At 63.2% G+C, this 20,646-nt stretch carries 22 protein-coding genes; 4 read left to right on the top strand and 18 right to left on the bottom strand.

Annotated features, from left to right (window positions below):
• Nucleotides 1-17 precede the first annotated feature (17 nt).
• The 5 genes from purU to C9990_RS20125 are packed head-to-tail and all read right to left on the bottom strand — an operon-like array spanning nt 18 to nt 4,474.
• Nucleotides 18-884, bottom strand: a complete 867-nt coding sequence (gene purU, locus C9990_RS20145; protein WP_065905722.1) for a formyltetrahydrofolate deformylase — start codon at nt 882-884, stop codon at nt 18-20.
• 30 nt (nt 885-914) lie between these two features.
• Entirely contained in the window at nt 915-2,045 is a 1,131-nt protein-coding gene (locus tag C9990_RS20140; RefSeq protein WP_106804435.1) for an aminomethyltransferase family protein, read from the bottom strand.
• Nucleotides 2,046-2,073: 28 nt separating this feature from the next.
• Nucleotides 2,074-3,090 (bottom strand): DUF3445 domain-containing protein, encoded by a 1,017-nt coding sequence (locus C9990_RS20135; RefSeq protein ID WP_106804434.1) that lies wholly within the window; start codon nt 3,088-3,090, stop codon nt 2,074-2,076.
• An 11-nt stretch (nt 3,091-3,101) separates the two neighbouring features.
• Nucleotides 3,102-4,031, bottom strand: coding sequence for a PDR/VanB family oxidoreductase (locus C9990_RS20130; RefSeq protein ID WP_106804433.1), 930 nt, complete (start codon nt 4,029-4,031; stop codon nt 3,102-3,104).
• A complete protein-coding gene (locus C9990_RS20125; RefSeq protein WP_106804432.1) occupies nt 4,028-4,474 on the bottom strand; it encodes a dimethylamine monooxygenase subunit DmmA family protein in 447 nt (148 codons plus the stop codon). The genes C9990_RS20130 and C9990_RS20125 overlap by 4 nt, the downstream gene beginning before the upstream one ends.
• Nucleotides 4,475-4,657: 183 nt before the next feature.
• Here C9990_RS20125 and C9990_RS20120 point away from each other — a divergent pair, with 183 nt between their 5' ends.
• Genes C9990_RS20120 through C9990_RS20110 form a run of 3 tightly spaced genes read left to right on the top strand, consistent with a single transcriptional unit; the run spans nt 4,658 to nt 7,139 of the window.
• Nucleotides 4,658-5,770 (top strand): ATP-binding protein, encoded by a 1,113-nt coding sequence (locus C9990_RS20120; protein ID WP_256595122.1) that lies wholly within the window; start codon nt 4,658-4,660, stop codon nt 5,768-5,770.
• A complete protein-coding gene (locus C9990_RS20115) occupies nt 5,739-6,398 on the top strand; it encodes a response regulator (protein ID WP_065905732.1) in 660 nt (219 codons plus the stop codon). The genes C9990_RS20120 and C9990_RS20115 overlap by 32 nt, the downstream gene beginning before the upstream one ends.
• Nucleotides 6,399-7,139 (top strand): PAS domain-containing protein, encoded by a 741-nt coding sequence (locus C9990_RS20110; RefSeq protein WP_106804431.1) that lies wholly within the window; start codon nt 6,399-6,401, stop codon nt 7,137-7,139.
• Between the two features lie 125 nt (nt 7,140-7,264).
• On the opposite strand, the gene C9990_RS20105 is transcribed toward C9990_RS20110, so the two are convergent.
• From C9990_RS20105 to ribBA, 5 genes are all read right to left on the bottom strand, one after another.
• Nucleotides 7,265-8,425: an ABC transporter ATP-binding protein gene (locus tag C9990_RS20105; RefSeq protein WP_065905735.1), complete on the bottom strand. Its 1,161-nt coding sequence runs from the start codon at nt 8,423-8,425 to the stop codon at nt 7,265-7,267.
• A 17-nt stretch (nt 8,426-8,442) separates the two neighbouring features.
• Nucleotides 8,443-9,252, bottom strand: a complete 810-nt coding sequence (locus C9990_RS20100; RefSeq protein WP_065905737.1) for an ABC transporter permease — start codon at nt 9,250-9,252, stop codon at nt 8,443-8,445.
• A gap of 6 nt (nt 9,253-9,258) precedes the next feature.
• Entirely contained in the window at nt 9,259-10,176 is a 918-nt protein-coding gene (locus tag C9990_RS20095; RefSeq protein WP_065905738.1) for an ABC transporter permease, read from the bottom strand.
• Nucleotides 10,173-11,198: an ABC transporter substrate-binding protein gene (locus C9990_RS20090; RefSeq protein ID WP_065905739.1), complete on the bottom strand. Its 1,026-nt coding sequence runs from the start codon at nt 11,196-11,198 to the stop codon at nt 10,173-10,175. The genes C9990_RS20095 and C9990_RS20090 overlap by 4 nt, the downstream gene beginning before the upstream one ends.
• Nucleotides 11,199-11,425: 227 nt before the next feature.
• Nucleotides 11,426-12,535, bottom strand: a complete 1,110-nt coding sequence (gene ribBA / locus C9990_RS20085) for a bifunctional 3,4-dihydroxy-2-butanone-4-phosphate synthase/GTP cyclohydrolase II (RefSeq protein WP_065905740.1) — start codon at nt 12,533-12,535, stop codon at nt 11,426-11,428.
• Nucleotides 12,536-12,604: 69 nt separating this feature from the next.
• Here ribBA and C9990_RS20080 point away from each other — a divergent pair, with 69 nt between their 5' ends.
• The gene (locus C9990_RS20080; RefSeq protein ID WP_106804430.1) at nt 12,605-12,898 is read left to right on the top strand and encodes a DUF1330 domain-containing protein; all 294 of its coding nucleotides are present in this window, start codon (nt 12,605-12,607) and stop codon (nt 12,896-12,898) included.
• 863 nt (nt 12,899-13,761) lie between these two features.
• On the opposite strand, the gene C9990_RS20075 is transcribed toward C9990_RS20080, so the two are convergent.
• The 8 genes from C9990_RS20075 to C9990_RS20040 form a co-directional block, all read right to left on the bottom strand.
• Entirely contained in the window at nt 13,762-14,709 is a 948-nt protein-coding gene (locus tag C9990_RS20075; RefSeq protein WP_106802529.1) for an IS110 family transposase, read from the bottom strand.
• Nucleotides 14,710-15,432: 723 nt separating this feature from the next.
• On the bottom strand, nt 15,433-15,996 hold the full coding sequence (locus tag C9990_RS20070) for an NUDIX hydrolase (protein ID WP_065905743.1): 564 nt from the start codon (nt 15,994-15,996) through the stop codon (nt 15,433-15,435).
• 2 nt (nt 15,997-15,998) lie between these two features.
• Nucleotides 15,999-16,751, bottom strand: coding sequence for a GntR family transcriptional regulator (locus C9990_RS20065; RefSeq protein WP_065905745.1), 753 nt, complete (start codon nt 16,749-16,751; stop codon nt 15,999-16,001).
• A gap of 23 nt (nt 16,752-16,774) precedes the next feature.
• Nucleotides 16,775-17,164: a carboxymuconolactone decarboxylase family protein gene (locus C9990_RS20060; RefSeq protein ID WP_065905747.1), complete on the bottom strand. Its 390-nt coding sequence runs from the start codon at nt 17,162-17,164 to the stop codon at nt 16,775-16,777.
• An 11-nt stretch (nt 17,165-17,175) separates the two neighbouring features.
• Nucleotides 17,176-17,661, bottom strand: a complete 486-nt coding sequence (locus C9990_RS20055; RefSeq protein ID WP_065905749.1) for a flavin reductase family protein — start codon at nt 17,659-17,661, stop codon at nt 17,176-17,178.
• 12 nt (nt 17,662-17,673) lie between these two features.
• Nucleotides 17,674-19,155 (bottom strand): aldehyde dehydrogenase, encoded by a 1,482-nt coding sequence (locus C9990_RS20050; protein ID WP_106804429.1) that lies wholly within the window; start codon nt 19,153-19,155, stop codon nt 17,674-17,676.
• Complete coding sequence (locus tag C9990_RS20045; protein ID WP_065905753.1) at nt 19,152-19,985, bottom strand: alpha/beta fold hydrolase; 834 nt, start codon at nt 19,983-19,985, stop codon at nt 19,152-19,154. Before C9990_RS20045 ends, C9990_RS20050 begins: the two co-directional genes overlap by 4 nt.
• Before the next feature lie 45 nt (nt 19,986-20,030).
• On the bottom strand, nt 20,031-20,621 hold the full coding sequence (locus C9990_RS20040; protein ID WP_065905755.1) for an amino acid synthesis family protein: 591 nt from the start codon (nt 20,619-20,621) through the stop codon (nt 20,031-20,033).
• Between the last annotated feature and the right edge of the window lie 25 nt (nt 20,622-20,646).

Raw genomic sequence — 20,646 nt, 5'->3', positions numbered from 1 at the left:
CGTGCCTCCTGAGGGGTTCAGCGAAAGATCACTGTCTTGTCCTGGTTGATGAACACCCGGTGTTCCAGGTGGTATTTCAGGGCTTTGGAAAGGGCCACGGTCTCGGTGTCGCGGCCGATGGCGACCAGCGAGTCGGGCAGGTGGGTGTGGTCGACGCGCTGGATTTCCTGTTCGATGATCGGGCCCTCATCCAGGTCGCTGGTGACGTAGTGGGCGGTGGCGCCGATCAGCTTCACCCCGCGGTCATAGGCCTGGTGATACGGCTTGGCGCCCTTGAAGCCGGGCAGGAACGAGTGATGAATGTTGATCGCGCGGCCCGACAACTGCTGGCACAGGCCGTCGGAGAGGATCTGCATGTAGCGCGCGAGCACCACCAGGTCGGTCTGGGTGTCGTCGACGATGCGCATCAACTCGGCCTCCTGGCTGGCCTTGGTGTCCTTGGTGATGGGCAGGTAGATGAAGCGGATGCCCTCGCGCTCGGCCATCGCGCGCAGGTCGAGGTGGTTGGAGACCACGGCGGTGATGTGCATGTCCATCTCGCCCTTGCGGTGGCGGTACAGCAGGTCGGTGAGGCAATGGTCGAACTTGCTGACCATCAGCAGCACGCGGGTCGGCCGTTGCGAGCTGAACAATTGCCACTGCATGTCGAAGCCGCCGGCGAGGTCGCCGAGGCCTTCGCGCAGGGCGCCGATGTCACCGTCGACCCCGGTGTTGAAGCGGAACACCGCACGCATGAAAAACTGCCCGGTGAACTCGTCGTCAAACTGGGCCAGCTCGCTGATGTAGCACTGCTGGCGAGACAGGCAGGCGCTGATCGCGGCGACAATCCCGGACGCCGCCGGGCAGGTGATCTTGAGGATGTAATGTTCGCGGGAGGCGTCCATCGAAAGCTCCTGAATACAATGAAGGAAGGTTCAGCCCTTGGCCGTGCGCTTGGTTTTTTCCGGGTCGTCGAAGGGCAGGGCGTGGGTGGTGGCGCTGGCCTCCAGGCTGCCGCGTACCTGCAAGGCAATGCCGGGGACGGAGCACGCGACGCTCATGCGCGCGATGGCCATCGAGCGTTTGCTCAGGCGCGAATACATGCCGCAGGTGATCACGCCGACCTGCTGGTTGCCCTGCCACACGGTGTCGCCGGCTTCGGCTGCGCGCACCCCTTCGAGCAGCACTCCCGTGATCTTGAAGCGCTCCTGGCCGCGCAGGCGCAGGTGTTCCTCGGCGCCACGGAACGCGTGCTTGCCGGGCGAAACCGTGAAGTCCAGGCCCATTTCCCACAGGGTGTCGCCGGCCTTCTGGTCGGCGAAGGGGTACATCTGCGAGTTGTCGTAGGGGAAAAACATCAGCGAGCTCTCCACCCGCAGCCAGTCCAGCGCGGTGAAGGCGCACGGGATAATTCCCAGGCTTGCGCCCTGTTCGAGGATGCTGTCCCACAGGAACGGGGCGTCGGCGGCCTTGCAGAAAATCTCGTAGCCGCGCTCGCCGGTGTAGCCGGTGCGGGAGATCATCACCGGGCGGTCGAACAGGCGCGTCTGCAGGTGGTGGAAGTACGCCAGTTGGCGGATCCCCGGCACGTGCTCGGCGAGGAAATCCACCGCCAGCGGGCCTTGCAGCGACAGGTCGTGCAGGTCGTCATCGAACAGCACCGCGACCTGCCGGCCCTGGGCTGAACGCACGAGCATTTCATGCCCGGTGCCGGCGCCGTGCACGACCATGAACGCGTTGGGGCCGGTGCGGTAGACGATGCAGTCATCGACGAATTTGCCGTCCTCGTCGAGCATCGAGGCATACACCGATTTGCCGGGGTAGAGCTTGGCGATGTCACGGGTGGTCGCCCACTGCAACAGGCTCTCGGCGTGCGGCCCCACGTAGTGGACTTTTTTCAGGCCCGACACGTCCATCAGGCCGGCACGGGTGCGGATCGCCTGGTGGTGGTCGGCCAGCTCGGTGCTGTAGGTCCAGGCGGTGCCCATGCCATTCCAGTCTTCGAGTTGAGAGCCGAGGGCGCGGTGCCGCTCGGCCAATGCAGAAATGCGCCAGGAGTGGGTCATGTGAAGGTCCTTGTCGGGAAAATGAGGGTCAGGCGTGTGGGTCGAACTGGCTCAGCCACTCGACCAGCGTGCTTCGGTAGCGGGTCATGCCCTTGTAGTCGGCGATGGGGTCGGGCAGGTCGCGCAGCACGCGGTGCAGGCGGCAGCCCCAGCCCGGTTGCGTGACCAGTTCGTCGAGGCTGATCAGGTAGGTGCGAATGCTGAACATCACCGCGTGGCTGCGTGGCAGGCGCGCCATGACTTGCAGCTCGACCCGCAGGTGCACCTGCTGGCCGACGTTTTGCGCGGTGATCCGCCCGCGATCGGCGCCCCATTCGTGGAATGTCTCCGGGGAGGAATCCAGGCGCGGGTTGATCGTCAGGGTCCAGTTCAAGCGCCGCACCGGCTGGCCGACCTGCAGGTTGAGCAGGTATTTCAACGCGCGTTCGAACACGCCCATCTGGTGGGCCATCGGCACCGGCGCATGCCATTGCTTGAAACTCATGCCGGCGTCGAAGGCCAGCGACCAGTCGGCCGGGCTGGTGATCAGGCCGGCGTCCATGTACAGGTCGCCGTCACGCTGGTCGAGCAGGGCGAAGTCGCCCTGCACCTGGCGGCCGATGTACTCCAGCGGTGCGCAGGGCAGGCTGGTGGCGTCGCCGAAGATAAAGTGCTGGTCGATGTCCAGCAGGTGATTGCGCCACTGCCAGCGCTCGCCGTTTTGCGTCAGGCTGAACGACTGCGGGTAGTCGGCGGCCAGGTGTTGCATGATCATTTGCAGGGCATCCCAGGCGGCCACTTGCATGTGCGGCATCACCAGGTAGCGGCGCGGGTCCTTGTCCAGTACCAGCGCGCGTTCGGCCATTTCCGAGTGGTAGTGTTCGTCGATGTCGAAGGCGTGCTCGTAGATGGAGCCTGGGTCACGTGAAGTCGCCGGTTCGATGTTCACCGAGTACAGGTAGCTGTCCTCGACAAACGGAAAGGGAAAACGCCGGATCGCCGCCGGGCTGTTGCGAAAACTGAAGTCATCGCGGTAGCTCAGCACAGGGCTCGATTGCAGGGGCATGGCACTCACTCCTATAGGTCCAGCGAAACGCAGGGACCGTTGCCGCGCGAGACGCACGGCATCAGAAATTCGGCCTGCTCGGCCGGGCTGAGGAAACTGTCGCGGTGTTCGATGGCGCCGCCTTGGTGGCGCGTGATGCACTGGCCGCAGACCCCGCCACGGCACAGGTTGGGCACCTGCAGGCCGGCGTGTTCCAGGGCTTCGAGCAGGCTTTGCTCGGCCTCGACACGCAGGCGTTGGCCGCTGCGCAGCAGGTGCAGGTCGAACGGTTGGCCCGGTTGTGCGCCTTTGAAGGCTTCCGAGTGCACGCGCCGGGGCGGCCATCCGAGGCGCGTGGCGTGGTGCTCAACCGCATCGAGCAGCGCCTGCGGCCCGCAGGTGTAGACATGGCTGCCCAGCGGCCGGTCGGCAAGGATCCGGCCCAGGTCGGGGCGGCTGGCATAGGCATGCAGGCGCGGACCGAGGCGCTGTTGCAGTTCATCCAGATACGCGTCGCTGAGGCCCGGCCGGAACAGGTAATGCAGTTCGAAAGCGGCCTGCTGCTGTTCCAGCGCGGCGATGTAGGCCATGAACGGCGTGATGCCGATGCCGGCGGCAATCAGGATATGCAGGCGCGCAGTGCCATGCGGCGCGAACAGATTGGCCGGTGGTGAAATCTGCAAGGTGTCGCCGACCTGCACCTGCCGATGCAGGTAGCGCGAACCGCCGCGCGAGGCATCTTGCAGGCGTACGGCGATGCGGTAGTGCTGGGTGTGCGCCGGGTCGCTGGTAAGTGAATAGGCGTTGCGCACCTTGCCCTCGGCGAGCGGCAGGTGCACCTGCACGTGGCTGCCGGGCGAGAAGCCGGGCAGGGCGCCGTCGCAGGCGCTGAGGGTCAGCTCGCGCACCACCGGCGTGAGCATCCTGGCCGCGCTGACCTGAACCATGAGGGCCGCGCTCATGGCTGGAACCCCGCATAGGGCTGGTCGGGATTGATGCACACGCCAAGGTATGCGCCCAGGCGCCGGGAAAAATGCGTGCGCACCTCCAGCCCGACGTGGCAGCCGATGCAGTCCAATACGGCTTGCGGCCCAGCCGCCTGGGTCAGGCCGCAATGCGCGCAATACACCTGGCGCAGGCCGGGCGTCGTGCAGGTCATGCTGATCTCGTCGTCTTCCAGCCCGGCGGCGCGTGCCTCGGCGTGAATGCGCCAGGCAAACGCTTCATCGCCCAGCAGGTAGAGGCGGCAACCCACCGTCGCGCTGGCGAGTGCCTGTTGCAGGCGCCGGGCGAAATCCGGCTGGTCGCCATTGAGCAGCAGCGGCTGGTCCAGTTCTGCGATGACCGGCGGGCAGGCGGTTGCCGATTGCATCACCACGATGGGGCGGCTGAGGGTGTGCGTCATGCGGGCTCCTCCAGGGTGCGTTTTGTTTCCTGTTGGGAGAGATACTTTCCTAAGGGGAAAATCTTCTCAATCTGGAAAAAGGGCTATGCCTTTGGAGATAAGCCTTGCGGCACCGCCGTTCGGGGCATGGAAGTTGCTGGGCTTTGCCTCACGCAGGGCAACCGGATGGGGAGTGATCGACGCGTGCAAATACGACCGAAGGCATGGCCGCTCTGGTTGGGGCCTGTGCACCCCGAACAGGCGCGCAGCGTGCGCAGGCTGCTGGCCGGCTTGCCCCTGCACGCTGACGGTGCCTTGTCGGGTTTGCTGGACCGTTTCGACGCACTGCTGCCCCCGGCGAAGCTCAACCTGATACTGGGTGGCGAAGAATTGAGCCCGACGCGGCGCGGCTTGATCGACGGCTGCCAGGACGTAGCCACCTGCCCCTGGCGCAACGCCTGCGTGACGGAAGCGGCCCAGGCGTGCGGGCCGTGTCGGCAACGCGGCGTGCACCGCCTGGTGTGTGGCTTACCCGAGGGCCAGAAGGGCACGTTGCTGCTCGACACCCCGAGGCGCGCCGGGGCCAGTTGGCGCCAATTGCTTGAAGAGGCGGCGCAGGCGGTCGGCGTGACCGTGCGCCTGCGCAGCCAACAACGCGAGCAACAGCGCAAACAGGCGACCTCGCGCCACGGCGCACTGGCCCGTGAGCTGCACGATTCGGTGGCGCAGCAACTCGGCTACCTGTCGTTCCAGGCCCATGGGCTGCAAGCGCAATTTGGCGAGCCGACACTGCAGGACTTGTGCACCGGCCTCAGCCAACTGCAACGCCAGGTGCGCGAACTGATCACCAGCGCACGCCTGACCATGGACGGGCGCTCGCTGCGCCAGGCGCTGGCCGACTCGGTGGCGGAGTTTTCGCGGCGCTGCATCATCGTCTTCGAACTGGACAATCGCCTGGCCGACGATGCCCTCGGCGCAGAAACCGAATTGCAGATCTTGCAGATCATCCGCGAGGCGTTGGCCAACGCGGTGCGCCATTCCCATGCGCGTCACGTGCGCATCGAGCTGCGCCAGACCCAGGACGGCGAAGCCTCGGTGTCGGTGGAAGACGATGGCATCGGCCTGAGCCAGGCGTGCGCCGAGCACAACCATTTCGGCCTGGCGATTATCCGCGAGCGCGCCGCCAGCATCGGCGCGCGCCTGAGCATTGAAGCGATCCGCCCGCACGGCGTGCGCGTGCATCTTGGCCTGCGCCGCCACCACGACCAGCCACAGGGGAGTCTCGATGGACTGCACGACCTTACTACTGATCGATGATCACCCATTGTTTCGCAAAGGCCTGGCGCAGTTGTTCGACGCCAGTGGCGACTTCGAAGTGGTGGGGCAGGCGGCCAGCGGCCGAGAAGGCATCAACCTCGCCGTGAGCCTGACCCCGCAACAGGTCTTGCTCGACCTGCACATGCCCGGCCTCAGTGGCTTGCAGGTGCTTGATGAGCTGCGCCAGTTGCGCCTGGATTGCCAGGTGGTGGTGCTGACCGCCTCGATGGACCGCGCCGAACTGTTGAGCGCCTTGCGCCTCGGCGCCAGCGGGTATGTGCTCAAGGAAACCGAGCCCGACGCGTTGCTGGCGTATATGCGCAACTGCCACAAGGGCGCGATTGTGCTCGACTCGACCCTGATCGCCTTGCTTGCCGACCAGGCCGAGCCGGCGCCGCACAGCGAGGCCCCGGGCAACGACCACCTCACCGAGCGCGAAGGCCAGACCCTGGCGCTGATTGCCGCCGGCATGAGCAACAAGCAAATCGGCCGCGAGCTGGGAATCAGCGACGGCACGGTCAAGATCTATGTGCGCAGCCTGTTGCAGAAGCTCGGCCTGCATTCACGGCTGGAGCTGGCGGCCTGGGTGCACAGCGGCAGTTTGCTCAAGCACGAGGAGCGCCATTAGATGAGGGACAGCCCCGACACCTTTGCGCTCCCGCCGATGGACCTGATGGACTGTTTCCCCGCGGCCTTGCTGCACCTGCGCGACAACGGCCACATCGCCCACTTCAACCTGGCCTGGGCCGAGCTGATGGGCGCGCCGGGCGGGGAGCGCAACCTGATCGACTACGTGCACCAGGAAGACCGCCCGCTATGGCGCCAGGCCTTGAACGAACTGCGCCGGCGCCCCGACACCTGCTTCAACCAGCGCCTGCGCTTTGTACACCCCAGTGGCGAACTGCGCTGGTTCGAGATCAGCCTCAAGCGCGGGCCGCAAGGCTTCTACCTGGTGGCCGGCGATATCACCGCGCACAAGCGCCGCGAAATCGCCCTGCAGGCGAGTCAGCGCAGCAGCGTGAGCCTGCTCGACAGCATGCCGGGGCTGATCTATCGCGGACGCAACAACCGCGACTGGACCATGGAGTTCGTGAGTGCCGGTTGCCTGCAACTCACTGGCTATCCCGCCGAGCGTCTGGTGGACAACCATGAGTTCACCTACAACAGCCTGATCCTCGCGCAGGATGCCGACTACGTGTGGCGCGAGGTGCAATACGCGTTGTCGCGGCATGAACCGTTCGAGCTCAGTTACCAGATTCGCTGCGCCGATCAGTCGATCAAGCACGTGTGGGAAAAGGGCGTGGGGATTTATGCCGATACGCGTGAGGTACTGGGGATCGAGGGGGCGATTTTCGAGCGCAAGCGTTGAGTCTGTACGCCATTCAAAATGTGGGAGCGGGCTTGCTCGCGAATGCGCCGGATCAGTCGCTGCAGATGTTGACTGTTCCATCCCATTCGCGAGCAAGCCCGCTCCCACATTGTTTCGGCGTCTCCCTAGTGACTCAATGAGCCGGCCGCCTTGTTCAAGTCACTCTCAGCCCACTCGGTGTACACGCACGCATCCGCCGTGGCCCAGCGCACGCGCACCGGGTCGCCGGCTTTCAGCGGCATGCCGGCGGCGGACAACGCCTTGACCGTCATCGAGGTACCGCCGAGGGTTTTTACCGTGCAGGTCTGGCTTTCGCCGAGGAACAACACTTCGCCGACCATTGCCGAGACTTCATTCCAACCCGCTGCCAGAGGCTGCTCGGCGGCTTGCTCGACACTGAGGGCGAGGGCTTTTTCCGGGCGCACCATCAACAGCACCTCCTGCTCGGTGTGCAGGCCGCTGGTCAGGCGGATCGACAGCGATTGGCCTTCGAACACCGCTGCCGCATTGCCCTGGGCCTTGAGCTTGAGGAAGTTGGAGTTGCCGAGGAACGAGGCGACAAACGCGTTCGGTGGGTTCTGGTACAGGTCAAAGCCGCTGCCGAGGCCGACGATCTTGCCGTGGCTGAAAATCGCGATGCGCTGTGACAGGCGCATGGCTTCTTCCTGGTCGTGGGTCACGTAGACGATGGTAATGCCCAGGCGCCGGTGCAACTGACGCAGTTCATCCTGCAGGTCTTCACGCAGTTTCTTGTCGAGGGCGCCGAGGGGTTCGTCCATCAGCAGGATGCGTGGCTCGTACACCAGCGCGCGGGCGATGGCGACGCGTTGCTGCTGGCCGCCGGACAGTTGCGAAGGGCGGCGATGCGCGAACTGTTCGAGCTGCACCAGCTTGAGCATGGCGTCGACGCGTTTCTCGCGTTCGGCACTGGCCAGTTTGCGAATCGCCAGGGGGAAGGCGATGTTGTCGCGCACCGACAAATGCGGGAACAGCGAGTAGCGCTGGAACACCATGCCGATGTCGCGCTTGTGCGGCGGCACGTTGACCAGCGACTGGCCGCTGACCAGGATCTCACCGCTGCTCGGCGTTTCGAAGCCGGCGAGCATCGACAGGGTGGTACTTTTGCCCGAGCCGCTGGAGCCGAGAAAGGTGAGGAATTCGCCGTCCTGGATGTCCAGCGAGATGTTGTCCACGGCGGCGAATTCGCCGTAGTACTTGTTCAGGTTGCGCAGGCTGACCAGGGGTTGGCCAGGGTTCTGGGCGGGGTCTTTGATCACTGCACTCATGTCTTAATCCTCGGCGCTCAAGCGCGGGTTTCAGTGCGTCGACGAGCGACGGCGGCAATCACCATGACCAGCACCGACAAGCCGATCAGCAACGTCGAGGCGACGGCGATCACAGGCGTCAGGTCCTGGCGCAGGGTGGTCCACATTTTCACGGGAAGGGTTTGCAGGGTCGGGCTGGCCATCATCACGCTGAGCACCACTTCATCCCACGAGACGAGAAACGCGAACAGCGCGCCGGCCACCATGCCCGGGCGGATCGCCGGGAAGGTCACCTTGAACACCGCCTGCAGGCGCGAGGCGCCGCAGATTACTGCCGCGTCTTCGATCGACTGGTCGAACAGTTTCAGCGAATTGATGATCGAGATGATGGTGAACGGCAGCGCGACAATCACATGGCTGACCACAAAGGCGAACATCGTGCCGGTGTAGCCGAGCTTGAGAAACAGCGCATACACCGCCACGGCAATGATCACCAGCGGCACGATCATCGGCAGGGTGAACAGGCCGTAGAGCAACTCACGGCCGGGAAAGCGCCCGCGCACCAGCGCGAATGCGGTGGGCAAGCCCAGCGCCACGGCAAACACCGTGGTCAGCACCGCCACCTTGAGGCTGGCCATCGCCGCGTTCATCCAGTCGGCGTTGGAGAAGAACTGCGCGTACCATTTCAGCGTCCAGCCCGGCGGCGGGAATACCAGCCATTGGGACGAACCGAACGACAGCAGCACGATGAATACAATCGGCAGCAGCAAAAACACGCCGATCACGCCGGTGGTGGTGTAGAGGCCCAGGCGCATCCTGCGGCTCATGGCATTGGGAGTCAGCAGCATGACGGCTTACCTCGCATTGCTGGCGCCAACCGGGGATTCCGGCTGAAGCTTCAGGTAGAAGTAGAACAGCACCAGCGTGATGAAGATCAGCAACGCTGCGCCGGCACTGGCCAGGCCCCAATTGAGGAACGATTGCACCTGCTGGATGATGAATTCGGGCAGCATCATGTTCTGCGCACCGCCGAGCAGCGCCGGGGTGACGTAGTAACCGAGGGACATCACGAACACCATCAGGCCACCGGAGAACAACCCCGGCCGGCACAGCGGCAGGAACACCCGGAAGAAGTTGGTCCACGGGCTGGCACCGCAGATCGAGCCGGCCTGCAGGATCATCGGGTCGATGGCCTGCATGGTCGCCTGCAACGGCAGCACGATGAACGGAATCATGATGTAGCTCATGCCGATCACCACGCCGGTGAGGTTGTGCACCATCTCCAGCGGCGCATCGATGATGCCCATGGCCATCAGCGCCTTGTTGATCACCCCCGAAGCCTGCAGCAGGACCAGCCAGGAATAGGTGCGGGCGAGGAGGCTGGTCCACATCGACAGCAGCACGATATTCAGGATCCAGCGCCCCCAGCCACGGGGCACCAGGGTGATCACCCAGGCCAGCGGGAAGCCCAGCAGCAGGCTGAACAGCGTCACCAGGCCGGCCACCGAGAAGGTATTGAGCAGCACCCGCGCATACGCCGAGTTGGCGAACAGCTGTTCATAGTTGCCCAGGCCCGGCACCGGCTCCAGCACGCCGCGCAGCAGCAGGCCGATCAACGGTGCGAGAAAGAACAGGCCGAGAAACAGCAGGGCCGGGAGCAGGTTGCTCGCCCCCCGCCAGCGCTGCGCCAGGGACGGCGCCGAAGCCTTGCCGGACACCGGGCCGGCAGCGCCGAGGGCGCTCCCGGTCGGCGTGGTTGCCGTCATTTTCATTTGACTAGCCATTCATTCCACCGTGTCGCAATGGCCGGGCCGTTCTTGGCCCAGTAGGCGAAATCGAGGGTGATCTGGTCCTTGGCGTACGCCGTCGGCAGGTTGGGCGCGAGGACTGAATCCAGGCGCTGCACGCTGTCGATGTTCACCGGAGCATAGGCGGTCAGGTTGGAAAAATCCGCCTGGCCCTTGGCGCTGCTGGCACTGGCCAGGAACTTCATCGCAGCGGCTTTGTTTTTCGTGCCTTTGGGTACGACGAGGATGTCGGCCATCACCAGGTTCTGCTTCCAGCTTACGCCCACCGGCGCGCCGTCTTCCTGCAGTGCGTGAATGCGCCCGTTCCAGAACTGGCCCATGCTGACTTCGCCGGAGGCCAGCAGTTGTTGCGACTGCGCGCCGCCGCCCCACCAGACGATGTCTTTCTTGATGGTGTCGAGTTTCTTGAAGGCGCGGTCCAGGTCCAGCGGGTAGAGCTTGTCGGCGGGTACGCCGTCGGCCAGCAGCGCCAGTTCGAGCACGCCGGGGCTTGGCCATTTGTAGAGGGCGCGTTTGCCGGGGTAGGTCTTGGTGTCGAACAGCGCGGTCCAGTCCTGCGGCTTGCCGGCGCCGAGCTTGCCTTCGTTGTAGCCGAGCACGAAGGAGAAGAAGAACGAGCCGACGCCATGGTCGGAGACAAAGCGCGGGTCAATCTTGTCGCGCTGGATGACCGAGAAGTCGAGGGGTTCGAGCAGCCCTTCGGCGGCGGCGCGCAAGGCGAAGTCGGCCTCGACATCCACAACGTCCCACTGCACGTTGCCGCTTTCGACCATGGCCTTGAGTTTGCCGTAGTCGGTAGGGCCGTCCTGGACCACGGTGATGCCGCTGGCCTTGCTGAAAGGATCGGCCCACGCCTGCTTCTGCGCATCCTGGGTACTACCGCCCCAGCTCACGAAATTGACGCTTTCGGCCGCCAGGGCCGCGTGAGTGGCCGTGGCCAGCAAGCCCGCGAACAGCACTGCGGTTGCACGTTTGTTCAACACCATTTTCACGCCCTCATTTGTTTTGTTATTGAGCGGGCTTGGTAATGCCCGCCTATCGGGAGCAGTAGGTTTATCGAGGCCCCTATTCGAGGCCCCAAAAGGCGACCGTGCCAAGGGCTGTTATTGGTGCTATCCCTGGCGGGCGCACTTGGCGAAAGCGTTCGGTCTATGGAATATCATATTATGGTATTCCAAACTTTGTGCAAGCATTTTGCCTTACCGGTTATCCATCATTCGGTGAAGGGAATGCTCTCGACCACCTCCAGGTCGTAGCCGGTCAGCCCGGCGTATTTGAGGGGCGGTCCGAGGTGACGCAGCTTGCCGACGCCCAGATCCTGCAATATCTGCGCCCCGGTGCCGACTTCCGAATAAATCCGCGACTGCGAGCGGCTGAACTGGCGCGGCGTCTGGGTCAATTGCGGCACGCGCTCCAGCAGCGCCTGGGACGACTCATGGTTGGCCAGCACCACCACCACGCCGCTGCCTTCTGCCGCGACGCGTTGCAGGGCGGCCCACAGTGTCCAGTTGGACGGGCCGCTGTACTCGGCGCCGACCAGGTCGCGCAGCGGGTCGATCACATGCACGCGCACCAGCGCGGGTTCATCGCGGCGCAGTTGGCCCATCACCATGGCCATGTGCACGCCGCCGTCGATGCGGTCTTCAAAGGTGATCAGGCGGAATGTGCCGTGCACCGTGGGCAGGTCGCGTTCGCCAATGCGCACCACCGTGCGTTCGGTGCTCAGGCGGTAGTGGATCAGGTCGGCGATGGTGCCGATCTTGATCCCGTGCTTGCGCGCGAAAATCTCCAGGTCCGGGCGGCGGGCCATGCTGCCGTCGTCGTTCATCACTTCGACGATCACCGAGGCCGGGGTGTGCCCGGCCAGGCGCGCCAGGTCGCAACCGGCCTCGGTGTGGCCGGCGCGGGTCAGCACACCGCCGTCCTTGGCGCGCAATGGGAAGATGTGCCCCGGTTGCACGATATCGGCGGGCCCGGCGTTGCTGTCCACGGCTGCCGCCACGGTGCGCGCGCGGTCGGCGGCGGAGATCCCGGTGGTCACGCCGGTGGCGGCTTCGATGGACACGGTAAATGCGGTGCTGAACACGCTGCCGTTGCTCGGCACCATCTGTTCCAGGCCGAGGCGCTGGCAGTGTTCGTCGGTCAGCGTCAGGCAGATCAGGCCACGGGCTTCGCGGGCCATGAAACTGATAGTCTCGGCGGTGCAGCAGGCCGCAGGCAGCAACAGGTCGCCTTCGTTTTCCCGGTCTTCGTCGTCCACCAGTAGCACCATTTTGCCCTGGCGGTAGTCTTCGATGATGTCTGCGATGCTGTTGAAGGCCATGTAGAGTGCTCGATTTGTTGGTTGTATGTATTATGGTATACCACAAAAATCAAACAAGAGGATGTCGCGATGAAGGCCTACTGGATTGCCCATGTGGATGTGTCCGATGCAGAGCAGTACACGCAATACACCCAACGCGCGCCGTCAGCGTTTGCGAAGTTTGGCGGGCGGTTCCTGGCCAGGGGCGGGCGCAGCACCGCGCTCGAAGGCGGGCCGGCGCGCCAGCGTAACGTGGTGATCGAGTTTGATAGTTATGAGCAGGCGGTGGCGTGTTATGAGTCTGTGGAGTACCAGGAGGCTAAAGGGCACCGGGAGGGGGCTGGGGTTGCGCAGATTATTATTGTGGAAGGCCTGGCGCCCTAGCTGTATCAACCAACCGGGTCCGAATGTGAGGGCTGGCTTGCCTGCGATACAGGCACCTCGGTATATCCGGTAAACCCGGTGGATGCCATCGCAGGCAAGCCAGCTCCCACACTGGGACTCGCTTCGGTCTGGAGGTCAGCGGATGAAATGGGCCTTGCCGTGGTAGAGGCCCTACCTCTCGGCCTGGCGACCTCGATCTATCGGGCATAGACCGATTCAACTGTGGGAGCGGGCTTGCTCGCGAAGGCGGAGTGTCAGTTGATGCATTCGGTGCCTGACACACTGCTTTCGCGAGCAAGCCCGCTCCCACATTTTTGATCCGTGCCTGGGCTTGGAGATCAGCGGATGAAATGGGCCTTGCCGTGGTAGAGGCCCTACCTCTCGGCCTGGCGACCTCGATCTATCGGGCATAAACCGATTCAACTGTGGGAGCGGGCTTGCTCGCGAAGGCGGAGTGTCAGCTGATGCATTCAGTGCCTGACACAGTGCTTTCGCGAGCAAGCCCGCTCCCACATTTTTTGATCCGTGTCTGGGCTTGGAGGTCAGCGGATGAAATGGGCCTTGCCGTGGTAGAGGCCCTACCTCTCGGCCTGGCGACCTAGGTCTATCGGGCATAGACCGATTCAACTGTGGGAGCGGGCTTGCTCGCGAAGGCTGAGTGTCAGTTGATGCATTCGGTGCCTGACACACTGCTTTCGCGAGCAAGCCCGCTCCCACATTTTTTGATCCGTGTCTGGGCTTGGAGGTCAGCGGATGAAATGGGCCTTGCCGTGGTAGAGGCCCTACCTCTCGGCCTGGCGACCTAGGTCTATCGGGCATAGACCGATTCAACTGTGGGAGATTCTATGGTTGAGGAGCAACCCTCAACCAACCTTCGGTTGGTATTCGTTTTGTCCTTTCAGCAAGGCAAAGACCACCCGGGCGAGCTTGCGAGCCAGCATTACCAACACCTGAGTTGTGCTATATCCCCGTGCGCGCTGCGCTTGGTAAAACTCTTTCCATGCTGCTGTCCGGCTGGCAGCCATTGCTGCGTTATGCAGAAGGCGCCGTGCTTCTGAGTCGCCGCGCTTGCTCAAGCTGCGGCGATTATCTTTCTGCCCTGACTTAGAAACGCGCAAATCCATGCCCAGGAAGGCAATAAAAGCGTCCGCGTTTCTAAAATCACCTCGCTGAAAGGTTGTAATCAAACGGGCGCCAGTCAAAAAACCGATACCTTCAACTTTCATGCAGCGTTTGAGTTGGGCCAGCAACCCGGCCTCTTTCAGGCGATCACCGATCATTTTTTCTATCAGCCCTTCAAGTCTTTGCATCGACTTCATTTGCTCAGCGAAAGAGGCCTTCAACTGCGGCTCGTTCGCCCAGCTTTGCGTTAGGCTGACGCGAGCTTGAACCAAAGCGGCACGACGACGGAAAAGGCTCAAAAGTTGGCGATAAAGAGGAGACGGTGGAGTCCAGGGGTGAAGTTCGTCGGCTTCTTTTCTCAAATACCGCGCCAGTAATTGGGCATCCAAAGCGTCGGTTTTAGCCCGAACCTTCACACCTTTGCGGTAATGGCTGAGTTCATAACCACCGACCATGTAAATAACGCAGCCGGCCTCATAGGCCAGGTCAGCGAACTCCAAGTGGTAGGTATTAGTCGCCTCAATTGCGATCGCTATGGCGCCCGGTAAAGCCTTCAACCACGTTTTGATGGCGGCTTTGTTGTTCGGGATCGTTTCCAGCAGATCGAGCTCGGCGTGATAAATCACCAACTCATTTTTTGCGACATCAATACCAACGATTGGCTTTGAGACGGGAACTGGCATTGCCATAGTGACGTCCTCCGGGCTAAGGTTTTAAGCACTTGAAGGGCTCACCCAGGGGCGCAGGCTTGTTCCTATCGTCGGTCATAGCCAGATGCATTCTTTATCGGCGCTTGGGTGAAAGGAGGAGGGGCGAAATCTCCCACGGTCTGTACTGCTCTAACAGTCAGAATCGGGCTTTGTCCCTCCTCCTCCCTTCAAGTCCTAGCATACAAGCGGGCTTGCTCGCGAAGGCTGAGTGTCAGCTGATGCATTCGGTGCCTGACACACTGCTTTCGCGAGCAAGCCCGCTCCCACATTTTTGATCCGTGTCTGGGCTTGGAGGTCGACGGATGAAATGGGCCTTGCCGTGGTAGAGGCCCTGCATCTCGGCCTGGCGACCTCGGTCTATCGGGCATAGACCGATTCAACTGTGGGAGCGGGCTTGCTCGCGAAGGCGGAGTGTCAGTTGATGCATTCGGTGCCTGACACACTGCTTTCGCGAGCAAGCCCGCTCCCACATTTTTTGATCCGTGTCTGGGCTTGGAGGTCGACGGATGAAATGGGCCTTGCCGTGGTAGAGGCCCTGCATCTCGGCCTGGCGACCTCGGTCTATCGGGCATAGACCGATTCAACTGTGGGAGCGGGCTTGCTCGCGAAGGCTGAGTGTCAGTTGATGCATTCGGTGCCTGACACACTGCTTTCGCGAGCAAGCCCGCTCCCACATTTTTGATCTGTGTCTGGGCTTGGAGATCAGCGGATGAAGTGGATCTTGCCGCTGTCGTCATTGCCGATGTAGATGCCATACACCCCGGCCTGGCGCTCTTCGATGTAACGCTCGAGGATCTGCCGGATGGCCGGGTAGTAGATGCTGTCCCAGGGGATGTCCTCGGGCGCGAAGAACTTGTAGTCGAGGGTCTCCGGCCCGAACTGGCCGGTGATCTCCAGCGCGATGGCGCGGAAGATGATGTACACCTCGCTGATCTTCGGCACGCTGAAGATCGAATAGGGCGAGAGGATCTCCGCACGTACGCCGCTTTCTTCCCAGACTTCACGCAGCGCGGCCTGTTCGGTGGTCTCGCCACCTTCCATGAAACCGGCGGGCAGCGTCCAGGTACCGGGGCGCGGCGGGATTGCGCGTTGGCACAGCAGGTATTTGCCGTCCTGCTCGATGATGCAGCCGGCAATGATCTTCGGATTGATGTAGTGGATGTAGCCGCAGCCACGGCACATCAGGCGCTCATGCGTATCGCCCGGTGGCCGCTGGTGACCGAGGTCACTGCCGCCACATTTCGGGCAAAAGCTTGGGCTGAACACGCTCAGTGACCTATGCGGGGTTCTTTGAGGGCGATGGGCAGGGTGATCTCGGGGACTTTGCCGGTCTCTTCCTGTTTGCGCTTGAGGTAATCGAGGGCCACCGCAGCCGCGGCGCGTACGTGGTCGACGCAGGCCTGGTGCGCAGCGAGCGGGTCGCCGCTCTTGATCGCCTGGACCATGCGTTCCATTTCCTGGTTGCTGGTGCCGCGACGGTTTTCCTGGGACACCGAGGTCGCGCGCAAATAGCTGATGCGCGCCTGCAACTGGCGCAACTGCGTGGCGGCCACGTGGTTACCAGAGCCTTCGAGCAACACGTCGTAGAAGCCCTGCACCGAATCGATCACCTGTTGCAGCTCGCCGTCCTTGAGGGCCTTGCGGTTTTCCTCGAGGGCTTTTTCCAGGGCCTTGATGTCCTTGGCCTTGGCGCGCAGGGTGAACAGCTGCACGATCAAGCCTTCGAGCACGCAGCGCAGTTCATAGATATCGACGGCATCCGCCAGGGTAATGATTGCGACCTGCGGGCCCTTGGCATCGGCGAACTCCACCAGGCCTTCGGACTCCAGGTGACGCAAGGCTTCGCGCACCGAGGTGCGGCTGACGCCGAGGCGGTCGCACAGGTCGCGCTCCACCAGGCGGTCACCCGGCAAAAGCTGGAAGTTCATGATGGCGCTGCGCAGTTTCTCCAACACGATTTCGCGCAGGGTGACCGGGTTGTGATTGACCTTGAAGCTGTCGTCGAGTGGCAGGCGTTTCATGGGGTCTGCTCTGAATGTAGCGGTTAACTGGAGGCCTCGGCATCGGCGTCGGCGAACGCTTCCCGGGCCAGTCGGAAACTGTCCACGGCGGCGGGAACCCCGCAATAAATGCCGACCTGAAGCAGAATTTCGCGTATTTGTTCACGACTCAGCCCGTTACGCAAGGCGCCGCGCACATGCAGCTTGAGTTCGTGGGGCCGATTGAGGGCCGAAATCATTGCCAAGTTTATCATGCTGCGTTCTTTAAGCGACAAACCCTCACGGCCCCACACGTGGCCCCAGCAGTACTCGGTGACCATCTCCTGCAGCGGCCGGGTGAAATCGTCGGCGTTGTCGATCGAACGCTGCACGTAGGCCTCGCCCAACACCTGGGTGCGGATCTTCAGGCCCTGCTGGTATTTTTCAGTGCTCATCAATCAGCTCCTCAGGCCAGGGTGGGCAGCGGGCCCAGCTTGCCTTTGTGATAGATCATCGGCGTGACCGGCTGCGCGGGCAGGATCAGGTTCTTCACCGCGCCGACAATGATTGCGTGGTCACCGCCGTCGTATTCGCGCCACAACTCGCATTCGATGATCGCCGTGGCCTTGGCCAACAGCGGGTTGCCCAGCTCGCTGAGGTGCCACTCGATGCCCTTGGCCTTCTCCTTGCCTTTGCCGGCGAAGGCGTAGGCCTCGGCGGTCTGGTCGGCGGACAGCAGATGAATCGCGAAACGCTTGCTGTCGCGCAGGATCGGGTAGGTGTCCGACGCATAGTTGGGGCAGAACAGCACCAGGGCCGGGTCGATCGACAGCGCGCTGAACGCGCTGGCGGTGATGCCGACGATGCCGCCGTCCGGGTCGAGGGTGGTGACCACCGTGACGCCGGAAGGGAAGGAGCTCATGACGTCTTTGTAAATGCCGGGTTCGATCATGGTCGGGGTCTCTTAACGCATCACAAAAGGATCAGGCATCGGCGCCTGGGAGAGGTTGATCCACACCGTTTTCAGCTCGGTGTAGGCCAGCACCGAATCGATGCCGCTTTCGCGTCCGTAGCCGCTGTTCTTGAAACCGCCGATGGGCGCCATGGCCGAGACCGCGCGGTAGGTGTTGACCCAGATGATCCCCGAGCGCACATCCCGCGCCAGGCGATGGGCGCGGCCGAGGTCGCGGGTCCAGATGCCAGCGGCGAGGCCGAACTGCGAGTCGTTGGCGATCGCCAATGCCTCGGCTTCGTCCTTGAACCGGATGACCGAGGCCACCGGGCCGAAGACTTCTTCCTGCATGATCTTCATCGAGTTGCGGTCGCATTCGAACAGCGTCGGCTCATAGAACCAGCCTTCACCGAGATTCTGCGGGCGCTTGCCACCGGTGCGCAGGCGTGCGCCTTCGGCGATGGCATCGGCCACCAGGCCTTCGACCACGGCCAGTTGCTGCGCGGTGGCCATGGGCCCCATTTCGCTGGCGTCGTCCTGCGGGTTACCGATGCGGATGCGTTGGGCGCGCGCCACCAGGCGCTCGACGAACTCATCGTAGATTTCATCCTGCACCAGCAGGCGCGAACCCGAGACGCAACTCTGCCCGGACGCCGCGTAGATGCCGGCAATCGCGCCATTGATGGCGCTGTCGAGGTCGGCGTCGGCAAAGATGATATTCGGTGACTTGCCGCCCAGTTCCAAAGACAGCTTGGCGAAGTTCTCCGCGCTGCTGCGCACCACATGTCGGGCTGTGGCCGCGCCGCCGGTAAAGGCAATCTTGCGCACCAGCGGGTGGCGGGTGAGGGCGGCGCCGGTGCTGGGGCCGTAGCCGGTGACCACGTTGACCACGCCCGGCGGAATCCCGGCTTCGAGGGCCAGGCGCGCGAGTTCGAGGATGGTCGCCGAGGCGTGCTCCGACGGCTTGATCACGATGGTATTGCCCGCCGCCAGGGCCGGTGCGAGCTTGATCGCGGTCAGGTACAGCGGGCTGTTCCAGGGGATGATTGCTGCGACCACGCCCATGGCTTCGTGCACGGTGTAGGCGAACAGGTCGGGCTTGTCCAGGGGCAGCGTGCCGCCTTCGAGTTTGTCGGCGAGACCGGCGGTGTAGTGGAAGAACTCCGGCAGGTAGCTGACCTGGCCGCGCGTCTCACGGATCAGCTTGCCGTTGTCGCGGCTTTCCAGCTGGGCCAGTTGCTCTTTGTTCTCGGCAATCAAATCGCCCAGGCGACGCAGCAACTTGCCGCGCGCGGTGGCGGTGAGGCCACGCCAGGCCGGGCTGTCGAAGGCAGTCTGCGCCGCTTGCACGGCGCGCTCCACATCCGCTTCGTCGGCGTCGGGCAGTTGCGCCCAGGGCTCGGCCAGGGCCGGGTTGAGGCTGTCGAAAGTCTTGCCGGACAGGGCATCGACCCATTCACCGCCGATGCACATCTGGAAGCGTGCGAGTGTCATGCAACGATCCCCTTGATTGGATTGTTTTGGGCGTACACCGTGTCGAGGAAGCCCAGCAGCAGCTGGTTGACCAGGCGTGGCGATTCTACCGGCATCATATGCCGTTGTTCGGCCAGCACCGCAACGGTGGCGCCGGGAATACGATCGGCCAGTTGCCGGGCCATTTCCGGGGTCGAGCCCGGGTCGAGTTCGCCGGTGGCGACCAGGGTCGGCACGCGCAACCCCTTGAGGTCGTCGGCGCGGTACATGTCCTGGGTCGCGAACAGTTCGTAGGTGGTCAGGTAGCCCTGGGGGTCGTTGCCCGCCAGGGTTTCACGCAGCGCGGCGATCTGCGCCGGGTTGGCCGCCTGGTATTCGCGGCTGAACCAGCGCGACAGCGCGGCCTCGGCATTGGCGTCCGGGCCATGCTCGGCGGCCTGGGCAGTGCGTGCGATCACACCGGCGCGCTGTTCCGGGCTGCGGTTGAACACACTGTTGAGCACCACCAGGCCTTGCAGGCGCTGCGGGTAATGCAGGGCAAACGCCCGGGCGACCAGGCCGCCCATGGAAAAACCGATCACCGTGGCCTGAGGCAATTGCAGGTGGTCGAGCAGTTCCAGCAACTGGTCGGCATAACCCAGCAGCGGCGTGCCGGCGGCCGGGCGCGGGCTGGCGCCATGGCCGAGCATGTCATAGGTGATCACGCGGTAATTCGTGGCCAGGCCAACGACTTGCCCGCCCCACATTTCTTTGTTCAGGCCCACGCCGTGGATCAAAACCACAGGCTGGCCTTGGCCGGTCGCCAGATAACTGGTGCCAGCCGGGGTGCGTTCAGCGGTGAGCCGAATCATGGAGCGCTCCTGCATACCTTTTTATTAGGGTGTTAGCCGCCGGGATTACTGGGCCTTTTCGGCGGCCAGTTCTTCCAGGTCGATATAACGGTTGCCGATCCGTGGGTGCAGGCGGCCGCCATCGGCGCAGCCCAGCACCACGACGATTTCGTCGGCACGCGGGGCGTCTTCGATCTGCATTTCCAAGGTGATGTAGTGCGAGCGCAGGCCTTCGTCGTCCTTGTGCATCATCGGGATCTGGATCGAGGTGCCAGGGCCGCCGCGCTTGTTGGTGAAGCTCAGGTAGCTCTTGGCCTTGACCGCTTCACGGTAGTGATTGCCGAAACGCAGGGTATGGATGATTGCGCTCGCGTGTTCGATCTCGCCATCGGCGCCCACGACGGCGGCCTTGCCGTACGCTTCGATCTTCTCGGCGCCGCCGATGATGCCCACCAGGCGCTCGACCATCAGTGCGCCAAGGTCGGAGCAATTGGCGCGGATCTCAGGCTTGAGGTCTTCGACGAAACCGCGACCCAGCCACGGGTTTTTCAACACGACGGCCAGGCCGACCATGGTCACCGGCGTGTCCGAGGCCTTGCCGCCTTCAATGAAGGTTTCTTCTACGTAACTGACGATCTTGCGAATTTCGAAACTCATGGGCTGCTCCGTCTGAGGTAAGTGG

Origin of the sequence: Pseudomonas sp. S5D5 (genome assembly GCF_003013355.1) — a bacterium.
GTDB classification, from domain to species: Bacteria; Pseudomonadota; Gammaproteobacteria; order Pseudomonadales; family Pseudomonadaceae; genus Aquipseudomonas; species Aquipseudomonas aylmerensis.
This window is presented reverse-complemented; position numbering and strand designations above follow the sequence as displayed.